The 15462-nt window shown below is 57.1% G+C and carries 18 protein-coding genes; 13 read left to right on the forward strand and 5 right to left on the reverse strand.

The features are described 5' to 3' along the window. Positions 1–151 precede the first annotated feature (151 nt). The 4 genes from ACA373_RS14330 to ACA373_RS14345 form a co-directional block, all read right to left on the reverse strand. Positions 152–697 (reverse strand): hypothetical protein, encoded by a 546-nt coding sequence (locus ACA373_RS14330; protein WP_301730118.1) that lies wholly within the window; start codon positions 695–697, stop codon positions 152–154. A 17-nt stretch (positions 698–714) separates the two neighbouring features. Beyond that, on the reverse strand, positions 715–1104 hold the full coding sequence (locus tag ACA373_RS14335; protein WP_301252633.1) for a hypothetical protein: 390 nt from the start codon (positions 1102–1104) through the stop codon (positions 715–717). Between the two features lie 149 nt (positions 1105–1253). Continuing rightward, complete coding sequence (locus ACA373_RS14340) at positions 1254–1538, reverse strand: YciI family protein (RefSeq protein ID WP_125287434.1); 285 nt, start codon at positions 1536–1538, stop codon at positions 1254–1256. An 8-nt stretch (positions 1539–1546) separates the two neighbouring features. After that, on the reverse strand, positions 1547–2545 hold the full coding sequence (locus tag ACA373_RS14345) for an aminopeptidase (RefSeq protein WP_253458873.1): 999 nt from the start codon (positions 2543–2545) through the stop codon (positions 1547–1549). A gap of 252 nt (positions 2546–2797) precedes the next feature. On the opposite strand from ACA373_RS14345, the gene cysG reads away from it, so the two are divergent. The 13 genes from cysG (at position 2798) to rpoS (ending at position 13994) form a co-directional block, all read left to right on the forward strand. Next, the gene (gene cysG / locus ACA373_RS14350; protein ID WP_253458876.1) at positions 2798–4204 is read left to right on the forward strand and encodes a siroheme synthase CysG; all 1407 of its coding nucleotides are present in this window, start codon (positions 2798–2800) and stop codon (positions 4202–4204) included. Positions 4205–4213: 9 nt separating this feature from the next. Continuing rightward, entirely contained in the window at positions 4214–5122 is a 909-nt protein-coding gene (gene cysD / locus ACA373_RS14355) for a sulfate adenylyltransferase subunit CysD (RefSeq protein WP_253458879.1), read from the forward strand. 9 nt (positions 5123–5131) lie between these two features. Further along, positions 5132–6559, forward strand: a complete 1428-nt coding sequence (gene cysN / locus ACA373_RS14360; protein ID WP_253458881.1) for a sulfate adenylyltransferase subunit CysN — start codon at positions 5132–5134, stop codon at positions 6557–6559. Continuing rightward, positions 6559–7164, forward strand: a complete 606-nt coding sequence (gene cysC / locus ACA373_RS14365; protein WP_301252628.1) for an adenylyl-sulfate kinase — start codon at positions 6559–6561, stop codon at positions 7162–7164. The genes cysN and cysC overlap by 1 nt, the downstream gene beginning before the upstream one ends. 56 nt (positions 7165–7220) lie before the next feature. After that, on the forward strand, positions 7221–7538 hold the full coding sequence (locus ACA373_RS14370; protein ID WP_253458885.1) for a DUF3561 family protein: 318 nt from the start codon (positions 7221–7223) through the stop codon (positions 7536–7538). A gap of 202 nt (positions 7539–7740) precedes the next feature. Beyond that, complete coding sequence (ftsB, locus tag ACA373_RS14375; protein WP_125287441.1) at positions 7741–8046, forward strand: cell division protein FtsB; 306 nt, start codon at positions 7741–7743, stop codon at positions 8044–8046. 3 nt (positions 8047–8049) lie between these two features. Then, entirely contained in the window at positions 8050–8760 is a 711-nt protein-coding gene (ispD, locus tag ACA373_RS14380) for a 2-C-methyl-D-erythritol 4-phosphate cytidylyltransferase (protein WP_301252626.1), read from the forward strand. Beyond that, the gene (gene ispF, locus ACA373_RS14385; protein WP_125287443.1) at positions 8760–9239 is read left to right on the forward strand and encodes a 2-C-methyl-D-erythritol 2,4-cyclodiphosphate synthase; all 480 of its coding nucleotides are present in this window, start codon (positions 8760–8762) and stop codon (positions 9237–9239) included. The genes ispD and ispF overlap by 1 nt, the downstream gene beginning before the upstream one ends. After that, complete coding sequence (gene truD / locus ACA373_RS14390; protein WP_301730123.1) at positions 9239–10276, forward strand: tRNA pseudouridine(13) synthase TruD; 1038 nt, start codon at positions 9239–9241, stop codon at positions 10274–10276. The genes ispF and truD overlap by 1 nt, the downstream gene beginning before the upstream one ends. A gap of 77 nt (positions 10277–10353) precedes the next feature. After that, a complete protein-coding gene (gene surE / locus ACA373_RS14395; RefSeq protein ID WP_125287445.1) occupies positions 10354–11115 on the forward strand; it encodes a 5'/3'-nucleotidase SurE in 762 nt (253 codons plus the stop codon). Continuing rightward, positions 11109–11735, forward strand: a complete 627-nt coding sequence (locus ACA373_RS14400) for a protein-L-isoaspartate(D-aspartate) O-methyltransferase (protein ID WP_301252623.1) — start codon at positions 11109–11111, stop codon at positions 11733–11735. The genes surE and ACA373_RS14400 overlap by 7 nt, the downstream gene beginning before the upstream one ends. A gap of 156 nt (positions 11736–11891) precedes the next feature. Continuing rightward, positions 11892–12959 (forward strand): murein hydrolase activator NlpD, encoded by a 1068-nt coding sequence (gene nlpD / locus ACA373_RS14405; protein WP_301252622.1) that lies wholly within the window; start codon positions 11892–11894, stop codon positions 12957–12959. A 51-nt stretch (positions 12960–13010) separates the two neighbouring features. Continuing rightward, positions 13011–13994 (forward strand): RNA polymerase sigma factor RpoS, encoded by a 984-nt coding sequence (rpoS, locus tag ACA373_RS14410; RefSeq protein WP_370734705.1) that lies wholly within the window; start codon positions 13011–13013, stop codon positions 13992–13994. A gap of 67 nt (positions 13995–14061) precedes the next feature. Here rpoS and ACA373_RS14415 read toward each other — a convergent pair whose 3' ends face one another. After that, positions 14062–15360, reverse strand: coding sequence for a hypothetical protein (locus ACA373_RS14415; RefSeq protein ID WP_253458896.1), 1299 nt, complete (start codon positions 15358–15360; stop codon positions 14062–14064). Positions 15361–15462 lie beyond the last annotated feature (102 nt).

Raw genomic sequence — 15462 nt, forward strand, 5'->3', positions numbered from 1 at the left:
GTTTTCTTTGGCGCCGCTGAAGCAGATATCCAGCAGTTTTCTATAGGTTTGGTACTGCAAGAGCTTACGTAGGTTTATCACTGCTGCGGCTATACTGTCTGACGCACGCTGAACCAGATAAGGTAGTTCGCCGCATAACATGACTTTTTGCTCAGAGGGGAGCAAGGATCCTTGAGGTAAGATTATTTCCCGGCTCTGATGCCCGGAAGTATGGCGTATGCCTTTTGCTATAAGCCAGGATCCGTACTCGCTTATCGTTATTTTCCCAGGCAAAATGAATGCAAGGCCCGCTGGTCATGCCTAACGGGTTGGGCTGTAGATCTTTTACTTTTGTATGACCACTATCGGTAGGAATATAAACAGAACGACCCTGTGCCGCATCCCAATCTCCGCTATGGTAATGCCATACGTCATAAAGCGCATAGATGTCGGCGCCTGCGTAACGCATTCCGTTGGTCTTACACCATGAAGGTTTGTTTCTGCCTTCTTGATCCAGCTCTTCAGCCAGCTGTTGGATAAGATAATCAAACGATGCACGGCTGTTATCATCCATTTGAGGCAAATCCGTTAAAAATATATCGTTGGCTGCTTCACCTGGTATACCTAAAATTTGCTTGCGGTCGCCGTGTTCAAACTGTGGCGCTAATACGATTTCAATTTTCGATGTTGGGGTTATTGCTACCCTTGTTGCAACCATTTTTCTGACTTTCCCTTTCAGAATTTTTTATTATTCTTGCTGGCCACAAGAGCGGCATGAACAGCAATTGAAGCTTTTTTATTGCGAGTGTGAACACGAACGGACTGGTTAAATCCTTTACTGGCGGAATCTGGATCCAGAATGTCTGAATACTCAACGCTCGCATCAATGGCATGATGGCCAGAAGCTACGCTCTGGTTGACCTTCGAGGCGGGCAGTAAAAATTTGGGCTGGGCACGCTCTTCAACCATACGTTCCAGCTCTCTGTGATAGGCCTCTGCCTGTTTCAGCAAGACAGGATCGGACGCATAACGTTTCTCTTCAGCATTTTCTTCAGCCTGAATTTTAAGATATAGCTTGCGCTGCTCCGGCGTTAGCTGTTTCGTTTCAGGTGGATGATATTTCATAGATCCCTCCTTAATTGGCGATTTAATCACCACGATGAGGGTATCGTAGGCTAATTTATTTATGCTAACAATACCTCGCTAAGCAAAGCCTCCATCAGGGATGACGAAAGCTTTATTATGCGAGTCAGCCCTGATTTATTCCCGAAAACCTACAGTCCCACCAGCGCAGAAAAGTCCGCCGAACCGCGCGTGACGTTCACTTTAGTGACCTCGTAATCCGCCACCTTCTGAAAAGCATCCTCTGCCAGAATACGATCCAGCCGAGCGCGATCGATATCCTTTATCAGGATCACGCCGCCAGTACGGGGATCTTTACGTCCGGCGGCAATAAAGGTGCCGTCGGCAAAGTAAGTATCCAGCCAGGCGATATGCGCATCCAGCGCCGCTTCCACTTCCGGCATCGGGCGGTTATAGGTCAGACTGACAATGTACATAGGCTTCCTTAAGCTTCAGGTTGAGGATTGGCTAACTCGCGGATCAGCGGCAGCAGGATTTTCACGCTGTCGCGCGTGCGGTGCGTGATGCGGCCAGGCAGCCAGCGATCGATCCAGGCAAGGTTATCGCAGCTGGCCTGCTGCTGACAGCTTCCCTGCGGAAAATGCGCGTTACTGGTATGCACCCGATGGCCTTTTTTATCCCAGTTGGCGGCGCGAACGCTCAGCAACGGAATGCCTGCCTTATCAAACGTCTCTACCGCCGGTTCATTTTTCACCGCTTTGCCCAGCGTGGCGGCAGGAATATGCGCCGAGCGCGCCAGCGCCAGCGCCCGATCGCGCGTCTGCCGCGCCACCGGTTCAGGCGTGTTGGTGCCGCTGTTGAACCAGAGCCGGTTGCCCACGAGCAGATCGTTTAGTTTTATCACCAGCAGCGTGTTCTTTTTCTCTTCCGGCTTCATGCGGGCGAGATAATCCTCTTCGCCATGCAGCGCAGAAGCGCTTAGCGCCACAAAGCGCAGGCTGTAGTGCAGCGGCGTCGACTGTAAACGCTCCGCCAGCTCCAGCATCACCGCCACCCCGGAAGCGTTATCGTCCGCGCCCTGTAAAGTCAGGCCGCCGCGATTTTTTTGCCGATCGCTGTCGCTTAGCGGCAGCCAGGTATCGGCCTGCGCCAGAATAACTATCTGCTGCGGCACCTCGCCTGCGCGGGCGGCGATAACCGATGTCGCGATAACGCTGCGATCGCTAACGCGGCCATCCTGTGATTTATAGTGATAGTGCGCCGTAAAATCTCTTTTATTGCTCTCATAGCCCCACTGCTGAAACTGCTGTTGCAGATAGTCGGCGTTTAACATCTCGGCAGGACTGCCAGCCATACGCCCTGGAAAGTAAGTCGCGATATGGCGCAGCTGCTGTTCGGCAAGCTGACCTTCATTGGTCGCGGCGTGAAGCGGGGAAAGCACGCCCAGCGCCAGCAGGGCGCTCAGGCAAAGTCGGGAAAACATGTCACGTCCTTAATCGTCATCCTGTAACGAAACAGCGAAAATATTTTGCTGTCCCAGTATGAAAGTGTGACGGGCTCCGCACAATTACAATCCTTCTGAAAGCCCCTGAAATCGCTCCGCTAAGCACATTTTGTGCGTAGCTTTACCGTAACGTTATTCCATTCGGTAACTACTCATTCCAATTAGTAATTTCATAAGCCTCCGCGGCCGCCCTATAGTCGCGTTAACTTTTTGTTATTTAGCAAGGCTGACGTGGATTATCTTCCCCTTTTTGCAGACATCCGAAACAAACCGGTGCTGGTGGTTGGCGGCGGCGACGTAGCCGCGCGCAAAATCGAACTGCTGCGTCGCGCAGGCGCGCGGGTGCAGATTGCCGCACGCGAACTGTGTGAAGAGCTGACGGCGCTGCAGGAGAGCGGTGAAGTCGAGTGGATTGCTCGCGACTATCAGAGCGCCCAGCTCGACCTGGTCTATTTCGTGATTGCCGCCACCGATGACGGCGAACTGAACAGCCGCGTCTTTGACGATGCCAGCGAGCGCAGGCTGCTGGCTAACGTGGTCGATGACCAGCCTAAATGCTCTTTTATTTTCCCTTCTATTGTCGACCGGTCGCCGCTGGTTGTGGCTATTTCCTCCAGCGGCACGGCGCCCGTACTGGCGCGCCTGCTGCGTGAAAAGCTTGAGTCTCTGTTGCCCGCCCATCTGGGGCAGATGGCCGCGCTGGCCGGCAGCTGGCGCGACAGAGTAAAACAGCGGCTAAGCAAAATGTCAGAGCGCCGCCGCTTCTGGGAAAAGGCGTTTAACGGTCTTTTCGCCAGCCAGGTCGCCTCCGGCAATCTGACGGGCGCGGAACAGACGCTGGCTCGCCAGCTGGACGATCCGGAAGCGAGCCAGGGCGAAATCATCCTGGTGGGCGCGGGGCCTGGCGATGCGGGGTTGCTGACGCTGCGCGGGCTGCAGGTGATGCAGCAGGCGGACGTGGTGCTGTACGACCATCTGGTCAGCGACGAGGTGCTGGATTTAGTCCGACGCGACGCCGACCGCATCTGCGTGGGCAAGCGCGCCAGCGCGCACAGCGTGCCGCAGGAAGAGACTAACCGGATGCTGGTCGAGCTGGCGAAGAAGGGCAAGCGGGTTGTGCGCCTGAAGGGCGGCGATCCCTTTATTTTTGGTCGCGGCGGCGAAGAGCTTCAGGCGGCGGTTGAGGCGGGCATTCCATTTCAGGTGGTGCCGGGCGTGACCGCAGCGGCAGGCGCGACGGCCTATGCCGGCATTCCGCTGACGCATCGCGACCATGCGCAAAGCGTGCTGTTTATCACCGGCCATTGCCGGGCCGACGGCGAAGAGATGGACTGGCCATCGCTTGCCCGAGCGCGGCAGACGCTGGCTATTTATATGGGCACGGTAAAAGCCGCCGAAATCTCGGCGCAGCTTATTGCCCATGGCCGCGACGCGCAAACGCCGGTAGCGGTGATCGGGCGCGGCACGCGTCAGGATCAGCAGGTGCTGACCGGCACGCTACAGGAATTAGAACAACTGGCACAACGTGCGCCAACGCCCGCCCTGTTAGTGATAGGGGAAGTGGTCAACCTGCATCAGCAGCTGGCGTGGTTTCAACATTCAGCGCAGCGGGCGTCCGCCGTTGTGAATTTGGCTTGAGGAAAAGTTATGGATCAAAAACGACTCACCCACCTGCGTCAACTGGAAGCGGAAAGTATCCATATCATCCGTGAAGTGGCGGCAGAGTTCGGCAATCCGGTCATGATGTACTCTATCGGCAAAGACTCTTCGGTGATGCTGCACCTGGCGCGTAAAGCGTTCTATCCGGGCACGCTGCCTTTCCCGCTGCTGCACGTGGATACCGGCTGGAAATTTCGTGAAATGTACGAATTCCGCGACCGTACGGTAAAAGAGATTGGCGCCGAGCTGCTGGTGCATAAAAACCCGGAAGGCGTGGCGATGGGCATCAATCCCTTCGTGCACGGCAGCGCCAAGCACACCGACATTATGAAAACCGAAGGGCTGAAGCAGGCGCTGAACAAATACGGCTTTGATGCCGCGTTCGGCGGCGCGCGTCGCGACGAGGAAAAATCCCGCGCGAAAGAGCGTATCTACTCCTTCCGTGACCGTTTCCACCGCTGGGATCCGAAAAACCAGCGTCCTGAGCTGTGGCACAACTACAACGGCCAGATCAATAAAGGCGAAAGCATTCGCGTTTTCCCGCTCTCTAACTGGACCGAGCTGGATATCTGGCAATATATCTTCCTGGAAAATATCGACATTGTTCCACTGTATCTGGCCGCTAAGCGTCCGGTACTGGAACGCGACGGCATGTTGATGATGATTGACGACGACCGTATCGATTTACAGCCTGGCGAGAAGATTGAGGAGCGGATGGTGCGTTTCCGTACGCTGGGCTGCTGGCCGCTAACCGGCGCGGTGGAATCTGAAGCGCAGACGCTGCCTTCGATCATCGAAGAGATGCTGGTTTCAACCACCAGCGAACGTCAGGGGCGCGTGATCGACCGCGATCAGTCCGGCTCGATGGAGCTGAAGAAACGCCAGGGTTATTTCTAAGGAGCCGAGATGAACAACGTCATTGCACAACAAATTGCCGACCAGGGCGGCGTGGAAGCCTGGCTGCACGCTCAGCAGCACAAAAGCCTGCTGCGTTTTCTGACCTGCGGCAGCGTCGACGACGGCAAAAGCACGCTGATTGGCCGCCTGCTGCACGACACGCGCCAGATTTATGAAGATCAGCTCTCTTCGCTGCACAACGACAGCAAGCGTCACGGTACCCAGGGCGAGAAACTGGATCTGGCGCTGCTGGTGGACGGCCTGCAGGCCGAGCGGGAACAGGGCATCACCATCGACGTGGCCTACCGCTATTTCTCCACTGAAAAGCGCAAATTTATTATTGCCGACACGCCGGGGCACGAGCAGTACACCCGCAATATGGCGACAGGCGCATCAACCTGCGACCTGGCCATTCTGCTGATCGACGCCCGTAAAGGCGTGCTGGATCAGACGCGTCGTCACAGCTTTATCTCCACGCTGCTGGGCATCAAGCACCTGGTGGTGGCTATTAATAAGATGGATCTGGTCGAGTACAGCGAAGAGAAGTTCGAGCAAATCAAACAGGACTATCTGGATTTTGCCGAACAGCTGCCGAACGATCTGGATATCCGCTTTGTGCCGCTGTCGGCGCTGGAAGGGGAAAACGTCGCTTCCGCGAGCGAGGCGATGGGCTGGTACACCGGTCCGACGCTGCTGGACGTGTTGGAAACCGTCGAGGTCAAGCGCGTGGTGGAACAGCAGCCGATGCGCTTCCCGGTGCAGTACGTCAACCGACCTAACCTGGATTTCCGCGGCTATGCGGGCACCCTGGCGTCGGGAACGGTACAGGTCGGCCAGCGCGTGAAGGTGCTGCCATCCGGCGTGGAATCTTCCATCGCCCGCATCGTGACCTTTGACGGCGATTTGCAGGCAGCGCAGGCCGGCGAAGCGATTACGCTGGTGCTGAAGGACGAAATCGATATCAGCCGCGGCGATCTGCTGGTAGATGCCAGTACAGAGCTGAAGCCCGTGCAGGCCGCCAGCGTGGACGTGGTATGGATGGCGGAACAGCCGCTGGCGCCGGGTCAGAGCTTCGATATTAAAATCGCCGGCAAGAAAACCCGCGCGCGCGTCGAAAAAATTCAGTATCAGGTGGAAATCAACAGCCTGGCCCAGCGTCAGGTGGAAAACCTGCCGCTGAACGGCATCGGTCTGGTGGATCTGACCTTTGACGAGCCGATGGTGCTGGATAAATACCAGCAGAATCCGGTTACCGGCGGCATGATCTTTATTGACCGTCTGAGCAACGTTACCGTCGGCGCAGGCATGATCCGCGAACCGAACGAGGAAGCGGCGCAGGCGACCGGTGATTTCAGCGCTTTTGAACTGGAATTTAACGCGCTGGTGCGTCGCCACTTCCCGCACTGGGGCGCTCGCGATATTTCAGGCGGTCAATAATGGCCGCTCACGATGAAAACGTCGTCTGGCATGCGCACGCGGTAACGCGTGCGGAGCGCGAGCAGCTGCACGGTCATCAGGGCGCGGTGCTGTGGTTTACGGGGCTTTCCGGCTCCGGTAAATCCACCGTGGCGGGCGCGCTGGAGCAGGCGCTGCATCAGCTTGGCGTCAGCACCTATCTGCTGGATGGCGACAACGTGCGTCACGGCCTCTGCCGCGATCTGGGCTTCAGCGACGCCGATCGTAAAGAGAATATCCGGCGCGTCGGCGAAGTCGCAAAGCTGATGGTCGATGCGGGCCTGATCGTTCTGAGCGCCTTTATCTCTCCGCATCGGGAAGAGCGGCAGATGGTGCGCGACATGGTTGGGGAAGGGCGCTTTATTGAAGTCTTTGTCGACACGCCGCTGGCTATCTGCGAAGCGCGCGATCCCAAAGGCCTGTATAAAAAAGCGCGGGCCGGCGAGCTGCGTAATTTCACCGGCATTGACGCCGTTTATGAAGCGCCGGAACGTCCGGAAATCCGCCTGGATGGCGAACAATTGGTAACAAATTTACGGGTTCAAGTGTTAGATCTGCTGCGTGACCGCGATATTATCAAAGCCTGAGATAGCCGCGGCAAAACGCCTCAGAGCGGGCCGTATTACGCGTCAACAGGATACTTATGCATAACGTTACGCCCATGCTGGCCCGCAAAGATGACGGTCAGGAAGAGTCTTCCTGGTCGTTTCCCGGTGGAGTGGCAGGCTTTGCCTGCTACTGGTTCGCGCTCGCGATCCCTTTTATGCTTTACGGCTCTAACACGCTGTTCTTCTTCCTCTATACCTGGCCCTTCTTTCTCGCGCTGCTGCCCGTTTCCGTTCTGGTCGGTATTATCGCCAGCGTGCTGCTGCGCGGCCATCTGATTTGGACGCTCCTGCTCACCGTCGTGGTGGTTATAGGCCTTTTCTGGCTGCTGTTTACGCTGCTGAGCGGTTGGTAATCGCCCTCATTGTGGTAAGGTTTGCCCGCCCGTGGGCAAAATCTGATGTCTGAATGCGCCCGGTGGTAACAGAAGGTTGCCTGACGACGCTGTTTAGCCCCGTGGAACGCTCACCGATTCGCCAAACGGCGGCTATTTCAAGGCCGCAGTGGAGTCGGGAGAAAAGTTATGGGATGATTGAGCCGTTTTTCAGGGGGCGGGGATGGGAAAACTTACGCTGCTGTTACTTGTACTACTCGGCTGGCTGCAATATTCGCTCTGGCTGGGCAAGAACGGCCTACATGACTATACGCGCGTTAACGACGATGTTGCGGTGCAGCAGAGCAGTAACGCCAAATTAAAAGCGCGCAACGATCGGCTGTTTGCGGAAATCGATGACCTGAATGGCGGTTCCGAAGCTATCGAAGAACGCGCGCGCAATGAGCTGGGCATGATCAAGCCCGGTGAGACCTTCTATCGCCTTGTGCCGGATCGCAGTAAAAACGCGCAGGCCAATCAACAACGATAAAACATGACTATCGCAGGTACTGAGGTGATTGCCGTTGTGCCCGCTGCCGGTGTCGGCAGCCGGATGCAGGCGGCCTGTCCTAAGCAATATCTTCGCATTAACGGCAAGAGCGTGCTTGAGCACGCCATTGACGGCCTGCTGGCGCATCCGCAGGTCAATCAGATTATCGTGGCTATCACGCCAGAAGATCCCTGGTTCTTTACGCTGCCGGTCGCTAAGGATCCTCGCGTGCGCTGGGTCGCCGGCGGCAAAGAACGAGCCGACTCGGTGCTGGCCGGTCTGCAAGCCGCGCCAGAGGCCCGTTGGGTGCTGGTGCACGACGCGGCGCGTCCCTGTCTGCATCCCGACGATTTACACCGCCTGCTGGCGATTACCGCGACCAGCCGCATCGGCGGCATTTTGGCCGCGCCCGTGCGTGACACCATGAAGCGCGCGGAACCCGGCTCGCCGGCAATTGCCCATACGGTGGAGCGGGAGGCGCTCTGGCACGCGCTGACGCCGCAGCTGTTTCCGCTGGAGCTGTTGCGTCACTGTCTGCAGCGGGCGCTGCAGGAAGGTGCGTCCATCACGGACGAGGCCTCCGCGCTGGAATATTGCGGCTATCATCCCGAACTGATCGTCGGCCGCAGCGACAATATCAAGGTGACGCGACCGGAAGATCTGGCGCTGGCCGCTTTTTACCTGACTCAATTACATAATAAGGAGAGCGCATAATGCGTATCGGCCACGGTTTTGATGTACACGCGTTTGGCGGCGAAGGCCCGCTGATTATTGGCGGCGTGCGAATTCCTTATGAGAAAGGGCTGCTGGCCCATTCCGACGGCGACGTGGCGCTTCATGCGCTGACCGATGCGCTGCTGGGCGCGGCGGCGCTGGGCGATATCGGCAAGCTTTTCCCCGACACCGACGCGGCTTATAAAGGGGCAGACAGCCGCGAGCTGCTGCGTGAAGCCTGGCGCCAGATTGAGAAAAAAGGCTATCGCGTTGGTAACGTTGACGTGACTATTATCGCCCAGGCACCGAAGATGCTGCCGCACGTGCCGCAGATGCGCATTCATATCGCGGAAGATCTGGGCATCCATATGGACTGCGTCAATGTGAAAGCGACCACCACTGAAAAGCTGGGCTTTACCGGCCGTGGCGAGGGCATAGCCTGTGAAGCCGTTGCGCTGCTGATCAAGGCTGACGCTTAATGACCGCCTGGCTTTATGGGCAGCCCGCCGCCAGCGGCGTGGTCAAAGCGAACCCGGAAGATTTCGTGGTGATCGAAGATCTGGGCTACCGTCCGGACGGCGACGGTGAACAGGTGCTGGTGCGCATTCGTAAAAACGGCTGCAATACCCGCTTTGTGGCCGAGGCGCTGGCAAAGTTCGCTAAAATTCATCCGCGCGACGTCAGCTTTGCCGGCATGAAAGATCGTCACGCCGTGACCGAGCAGTGGTTCTGCCTGCGCGTGCCCGGCAAAGAGACGCCGGATTTTACCGCTTTTCAGCTGGAAGGCTGTGAAGTGCTGGAGAGCGCGCGGCATCGTCGTAAGCTGCGTACCGGCGCGCTACAGGGCAATGCCTTTACGCTTATCCTGCGTCAGATTTCCGACCGGGCGTCCGTTGAGCAGCGTCTGCAGCAGATAGCGCAGGGCGGTTTCCCGAACTATTTTGGCGAGCAGCGCTTTGGCCATGCCAACAACAACCTGATTATGGCGCAGCGCTGGGCGGCGGATGAGATCCGCGTGCGCGAGCGCAACAAGCGCAGCTTTTTACTTTCCGCCGCGCGCAGCGCGCTGTTTAATCAGGTCGTCAGCGATCGCCTGAGTAAAATGGGATCGCTGACCCGCGTGATGCCGGGCGATGCATTGCAGCTTACCGGACGCGGCAGCTGGTTTGTGGCCGCCGAAGAAGAGCTGCCTGGGCTGCAGGCGCGCACGGAGAATAACGAGCTGCGCGTGACGGCACCGCTGCCGGGCAGCGGCGATCCGGGCACCCAGGGCGAGGCGCTGGCGTTTGAGCAGCAAAGCCTGACGCACGAAACGGCGCTGATTGCGCTGCTGGCGCGCGAGCGCGTAGAGGCGGCTCGCCGCGCCGCGCTGGTGGTGCCACGTGATTTGCGCTGGAGCTGGTGGGATGATGTCACCGTCGAGCTTTCCTTCTGGCTGCCGGCGGGCAGTTTTGCCACCAGCCTGGTGCGCGAACTGCTTAACCAGCCGAACGGCGAGGCGGACGTAGCGGAATAGGCGCAAAAGGCGCGCCCCGGCGGCGGTCGGGGATGATATGATACCCAACAGATTGAAAAGAAGGGGTTAAATTCCAGATGCGAATATTGCTGAGTAATGATGACGGTATCCACGCGCCGGGTATTCAGACGCTGGCGGCCGCGCTGCGCGAGTTTGCAGAGGTGCAGGTGGTGGCGCCGGATCGCAACCGCAGCGGCGCATCTAACTCGCTGACGCTGGAAACGCCGCTCCGTACCTTCAGCTATCCCAACGGCGATATTGCGGTACAGATGGGCACGCCAACCGACTGTGTCTATTTGGGCGTGAACGCGCTGATGCGCCCCAAACCGGATATCGTCGTTTCCGGCATTAATGCGGGAGCGAACCTGGGCGACGACGTCATCTATTCCGGCACCGTGGCGGCGGCGATGGAAGGGCGCCATCTGGGCCTGCCCGCGCTGGCCGTCTCGCTGGACGGGCATCAGCATTACGACACCGCCGCCGCCGTAACCTGTTCTCTGCTGCGGGCGCTGCAGCGCGAGCCGTTGCGCACCGGCCGGATCCTGAACATCAACGTGCCGGATTTACCGCTCAGCGAAATTAAAGGTATCCGCATGACCCGCTGCGGCAGCCGTCATCCCAGCGATCAGGCTATCCCGCTACAGGATCCGCGCGGCCATACGCTGTACTGGATTGGCCCGCCGGGTGAAAAGTTCGACGCCGGTCCCGATACGGACTTTGCCGCCGTCGAAGAAGGTTACGTGTCGGTAACCGCGCTGCATGTCGATCTCACCGCGCATGGCGCGCAGGAGGTCGTTGCTTCATGGTTAGCCAGTTCGGGAGTTGAAAACGAATGGTAAACCGCCGCATTGAAACGCTGCTGGACCAGCTGCGCCACCAAGGCATTACGGATGAAGCCTTGCTGAAGGCGATTGAAGCGGTGCCGCGCGAGCGTTTCGTTGATGAAGCTTTCGAGCATAAAGCCTGGGACAATACGGCGCTGCCGATCGGCTCCGGGCAAACCATTTCCCAACCCTATATCGTGGCGAAAATGACCTCGCTGCTGGCGTTGAAACCCGAGTCGCGCGTGCTGGAGATCGGCACCGGTTCGGGCTATCAAACCGCTATCCTCGCGCATCTTGTCGGGCATGTTTGCTCTGTCGAACGTATCAAAGGCCTGCAATGGCAGGCGAAACGGCGGCTGAAGCAGCTCGATCTGCACAATGTTTCCACCCGTCACGGCGATGGCTGGCAGGGCTGGCCGGCGCGCGGCCCTTTCGATGCGATTATCGTTACCGCTGCGCCGCCGGAGATCCCGGTCGAGCTGATGAACCAGCTTGATGAGGGCGGCATCATGGTGCTGCCGGTCGGCGACGAACAGCAGCAGCTCAAGCGCATCACCCGTAAAAACGGCGAATTTCTGGTGGAAACCATTGAGCCGGTGCGATTTGTGCCGCTGGTGCAGGGCGATCTGGCCTGAGCGCCCGGCCAATTGTACGCATCTGTTAATGGCTTCTATCTGTTAATGGCACGCGACGGCCGATATTGTTACTATTCAATCTATTCAGAATTTAATGCTGCTGGCGCAGGTTTAGCCGAGCGCGGCCGCACAGTTTTGCCGTAGCGGGGGATATAAATGAGCACGGGAAGCCCGGTAGTAAAATTACGCCGTATTGCGGCGGTTTCACTCGTTGGTTTTTGGTTAGCTGGCTGTTCCAGCGATAACGCACAGGCGCCAATCAGCTCGGTAGGCGGCAACGGCAGCGCCAACAGCGGCGGGGGATTAATCACCCAGCCACCGCCGATAGCCTCCGGCTCCGGCCGCGCCGCGCCCGCAGCGAGCGGCGGCAGAAGTGAAAATGTTGTTACGCAAAATGGGCGTATCATCTATAACCGCTCGTATGGGAATATTCCGAAAGGTAGCTACAGCGGCGAAACTTACACCGTTAAACGCGGCGATACGCTGTTCTATATTGCCTGGATTACCGGCAACGATTTCCGTGATTTAGCCGAACGAAATAACGTCTCTGCGCCTTACAGCCTCAATGTGGGCCAGCAGTTGCAGGTTAGTAACGGCTCCGGCGGCACCCTGACCGGCGGCAATGCCATCACCGCAGCGGATGCAACGGCGGGCGGCGTGCCCACTCAGCCGACCACTGCGCAAATGAAGAGCACAACGGTTGCACGTCAGCCGGTTATTACGTATTCTGAGGATTCAGGTAAACCAAGTGAAGGCAAAATGTTACCTTCAGCCGGTACAAATACTGTCGCAACGACGACAGCGCCGGTAAGTGCTCCGACCGTCAGCAGCACAACGAATAGCTCTACTCCGGTAGGCAGCTGGCGTTGGCCGACCGACGGGAAGATTATCGATAACTTTTCTGCTTCCGAAGGCGGCAACAAAGGTATCGATATCGCGGGATCGCGAGGACAGCCCGTTGTATCAACCGCCTCAGGGCGCGTTGTGTATGCCGGGAATGCGCTGCGCGGTTATGGCAACTTGATTATCATCAAACATAATGATGACTACCTGAGTGCATATGCCCATAACGACACGATGCTGGTCCGCGAGCAGCAGGAAGTAAAAGCGGGTCAGAAGATTGCGACAATGGGCAGTACCGGCACCAGTTCGGTTAGATTGCATTTTGAAATTCGTTACAAGGGGAAATCCGTAAACCCGTTGCGCTATTTGCCGCAGCGATAAACCGGCAGAACCCTGGTTGTTCTGCCCTGGGATCACGGGTAGGAGCCGCTAATGAGCCAGAATACGCTGAAAGTTAATGAGTTACATGAAGACGCGGAATTCGACGAAAACGGAGCTGAGATTTTTGATGAGAAGGCTCTTGTCGGAAATGAACCTGCTGATAACGATATAGCTGAAGAAGAGCTGTTGTCACAAGGCGCTACACAACGTGTTTTGGATGCGACGCAGCTCTACCTGGGGGAGATCGGTTATTCACCGCTCCTTACGGCAGAGGAAGAAGTTTTCTTCGCTCGTCGTGCTCTGCGTGGTGACATTCCGTCTCGTCGCCGCATGATTGAAAGTAACTTACGTCTGGTAGTGAAGATCGCCCGTCGTTACAGCAATCGTGGTCTGGATCTGATTGAAGAAGGTAACCTGGGCCTGATCCGCGCGGTAGAGAAATTTGACCCTGAACGTGGGTTCCGTTTCTCTACTTACGCTACCTGGTGGATCCGTCAGACGATTGAACGGGCGATCATGAATCAAACCCGTACCATCCGTCTGCCAATCCACATTGTTAAAGAGCTGAACGTCTATCTGCGTACCGCCCGCGAACTGGCCCACAAGCTGGATCACGAGCCAAGCGCGGAAGAAATTGCCGAACAGCTGGACAAACCCGTTGATGACGTCAGCCGTATGCTGCGCCTCAACGAACGCATCACGTCAGTTGACACGCCGTTAGGCGGAGATTCTGAGAAAGCGCTGCTGGATATCCTGGCCGACGAGAAAGACAACGGTCCGGAAGATACCACCCAGGACGATGACATGAAGCAGAGCATCGTCAAATGGCTGTTCGAACTGAACGCCAAACAGCGTGAAGTGCTGGCGCGTCGTTTCGGCCTGTTAGGCTACGAAGCGGCAACGTTAGAAGATGTGGGTCGCGAAATCGGTCTGACCCGTGAACGTGTTCGCCAGATTCAGGTTGAAGGTCTTCGTCGTCTGCGGGAAATTTTGCAGGCTCAGGGACTGAACATTGAAGCCTTGTTTCGCGAATAATGCGGGCGCTTAAAGAGTGAAAGCGAAAAGCGGTGGTGCAAACCACCGCTTTTTTATTGCCTGTAAATCAGACAACTTCCTTAACTTTCTCTTTTGCGTCGGATTTCACATCCTGCATCGCATAGGTATCCATTACCGCGCCTTTATAAGCGCTCATCAACATCTGCATCGGCGTAACTTTGCCGGTCAACAGCCCTTGCGCCATGCCTTTTAGCGCGTCAAACGCGGTTTTCACGCCGCCCACGATGCCGCCTTTGATCACATCCCACGGATTGGTACTTTCTGCGCGACCCATCCCGGTCAGCACGTTGCTGAGTCCAGGAATAAAGGCCAGCGCCTTGCCCAGCTTCAGGCAAATGCCCTGAAAACCGCTTTTATTGGTGCCGTTCAGGTTGACCATTTCGTCGTTGGTGGTGGTTAAACGGCCGTCTTTGGGAAAGGCTTTATCCAGTCCCTGTTCCGCCACGTCTTTGACGATCGCCGCTTCCGTCCCGTGACGGGCATCGCCACTTTTGGTAAGGCCTTCGATTTTGCCGTTAGTGGAGATTTTACCGCGATCGCCGCCTTCCCGGTTATCCAGCGCCTTAACGTTATTTAAAAAGTACGACATGTTTTTGGCGGCCAGCGCCCGGCTTTTCTCGTCCGGGTTATTGGCCGTCCAGTCGCCGAACTGCTTTTTCAGCTCGCTCTGCTTGATATCTTTCTGATTGCCCAGGTTTTTCAACACCGGGTTCTCGTTGATGATTTGATCGGCGGTGCGGTTGTCGCCATCCATGTTTTTAAACAGCGTGCTGCTGGAAGGCGGAACGCTGGTGTCCTTTTCGCTGGCTGGCATCGTCTGCCCGCCGGCGTTCGCATCGGCAGTCCCGGTTGCGCCTGTGGCCGTCGCACCCAGCGAAGAGAGCAGCTCCTTAAGCTGAGACAGCGCGCTGCTGAGTTGCGTATCGGTTGTGCTGCTGTTGCCGGACGACTGCTGGCTCTCCTGGCTTTGTTTAAGCAGTTTGGTAATGCTGTCGAGCAGCATTTGCAGCTGCGACATCACGTTCTGCGTGTTTTTGGCGGAAGGGGAGCCGTTTTGCGCGCCGGTGCCTGAAGATTGCTGCTGCGCCAGCTGCTCCTTGAGCTTGCTCAGCTCCTCCTTGCCCTGCTTTAACAGCGAATCGATCAGCGTTTTATAATCGGCACTGAGCGAGGCCGTAGAGCTTTTCTGCGTAGTGGTGCCCTGCGCGCCGCCGTATTGCAACAGACTGGACTTTTCCGGTGCTGCGGCGAGGCTGCCGTTCTGCGCTTTACCCGGGCGCGCGGAGAACTGTCCCGCGTTAATCGCCTCGCTGTTTATCCCAACGGGATTCACTCTTAAATTCATGACACTCTCCACTGGATTAGATGAAATGACGCGGACAAAACGGCGCGATGCAGACCGCTAACGCTTTATCACTGTCATTACGTGGGAGAGAGGAGGGGGATA

This window comes from Erwinia sp. STN24, from assembly GCF_041320675.1.
GTDB lineage: Bacteria > Pseudomonadota > Gammaproteobacteria > Enterobacterales > Enterobacteriaceae > Erwinia > Erwinia aeris.

What these genes read in the sequence shown, in the direction of transcription:
- ACA373_RS14345 (WP_253458873.1), bottom strand. Translation starts at nt 2,545, where the DNA reads ATGTTTTCCCGACTTTGCCTGAGCGCCCTGCTGGCGCTGGGCGTGCTT.
- cysD (WP_253458879.1), top strand. Translation starts at nt 4,214, where the DNA reads ATGGATCAAAAACGACTCACCCACCTGCGTCAACTGGAAGCGGAAAGT.
- ftsB (WP_125287441.1), top strand. Translation starts at nt 7,741, where the DNA reads ATGGGAAAACTTACGCTGCTGTTACTTGTACTACTCGGCTGGCTGCAA.
- ACA373_RS14340 (WP_125287434.1), bottom strand. Translation starts at nt 1,538, where the DNA reads ATGTACATTGTCAGTCTGACCTATAACCGCCCGATGCCGGAAGTGGAA.
- ACA373_RS14335 (WP_301252633.1), bottom strand. Translation starts at nt 1,104, where the DNA reads ATGAAATATCATCCACCTGAAACGAAACAGCTAACGCCGGAGCAGCGC.
- ACA373_RS14370 (WP_253458885.1), top strand. Translation starts at nt 7,221, where the DNA reads ATGCATAACGTTACGCCCATGCTGGCCCGCAAAGATGACGGTCAGGAA.
- ispD (WP_301252626.1), top strand. Translation starts at nt 8,050, where the DNA reads ATGACTATCGCAGGTACTGAGGTGATTGCCGTTGTGCCCGCTGCCGGT.
- surE (WP_125287445.1), top strand. Translation starts at nt 10,354, where the DNA reads ATGCGAATATTGCTGAGTAATGATGACGGTATCCACGCGCCGGGTATT.
- cysC (WP_301252628.1), top strand. Translation starts at nt 6,559, where the DNA reads ATGGCCGCTCACGATGAAAACGTCGTCTGGCATGCGCACGCGGTAACG.
- cysN (WP_253458881.1), top strand. Translation starts at nt 5,132, where the DNA reads ATGAACAACGTCATTGCACAACAAATTGCCGACCAGGGCGGCGTGGAA.
- ACA373_RS14330 (WP_301730118.1), bottom strand. Translation starts at nt 697, where the DNA reads ATGGTTGCAACAAGGGTAGCAATAACCCCAACATCGAAAATTGAAATC.
- ACA373_RS14415 (WP_253458896.1), bottom strand. Translation starts at nt 15,360, where the DNA reads ATGAATTTAAGAGTGAATCCCGTTGGGATAAACAGCGAGGCGATTAAC.
- rpoS (WP_370734705.1), top strand. Translation starts at nt 13,011, where the DNA reads ATGAGCCAGAATACGCTGAAAGTTAATGAGTTACATGAAGACGCGGAA.
- nlpD (WP_301252622.1), top strand. Translation starts at nt 11,892, where the DNA reads ATGAGCACGGGAAGCCCGGTAGTAAAATTACGCCGTATTGCGGCGGTT.
- truD (WP_301730123.1), top strand. Translation starts at nt 9,239, where the DNA reads ATGACCGCCTGGCTTTATGGGCAGCCCGCCGCCAGCGGCGTGGTCAAA.
- ispF (WP_125287443.1), top strand. Translation starts at nt 8,760, where the DNA reads ATGCGTATCGGCCACGGTTTTGATGTACACGCGTTTGGCGGCGAAGGC.
- ACA373_RS14400 (WP_301252623.1), top strand. Translation starts at nt 11,109, where the DNA reads ATGGTAAACCGCCGCATTGAAACGCTGCTGGACCAGCTGCGCCACCAA.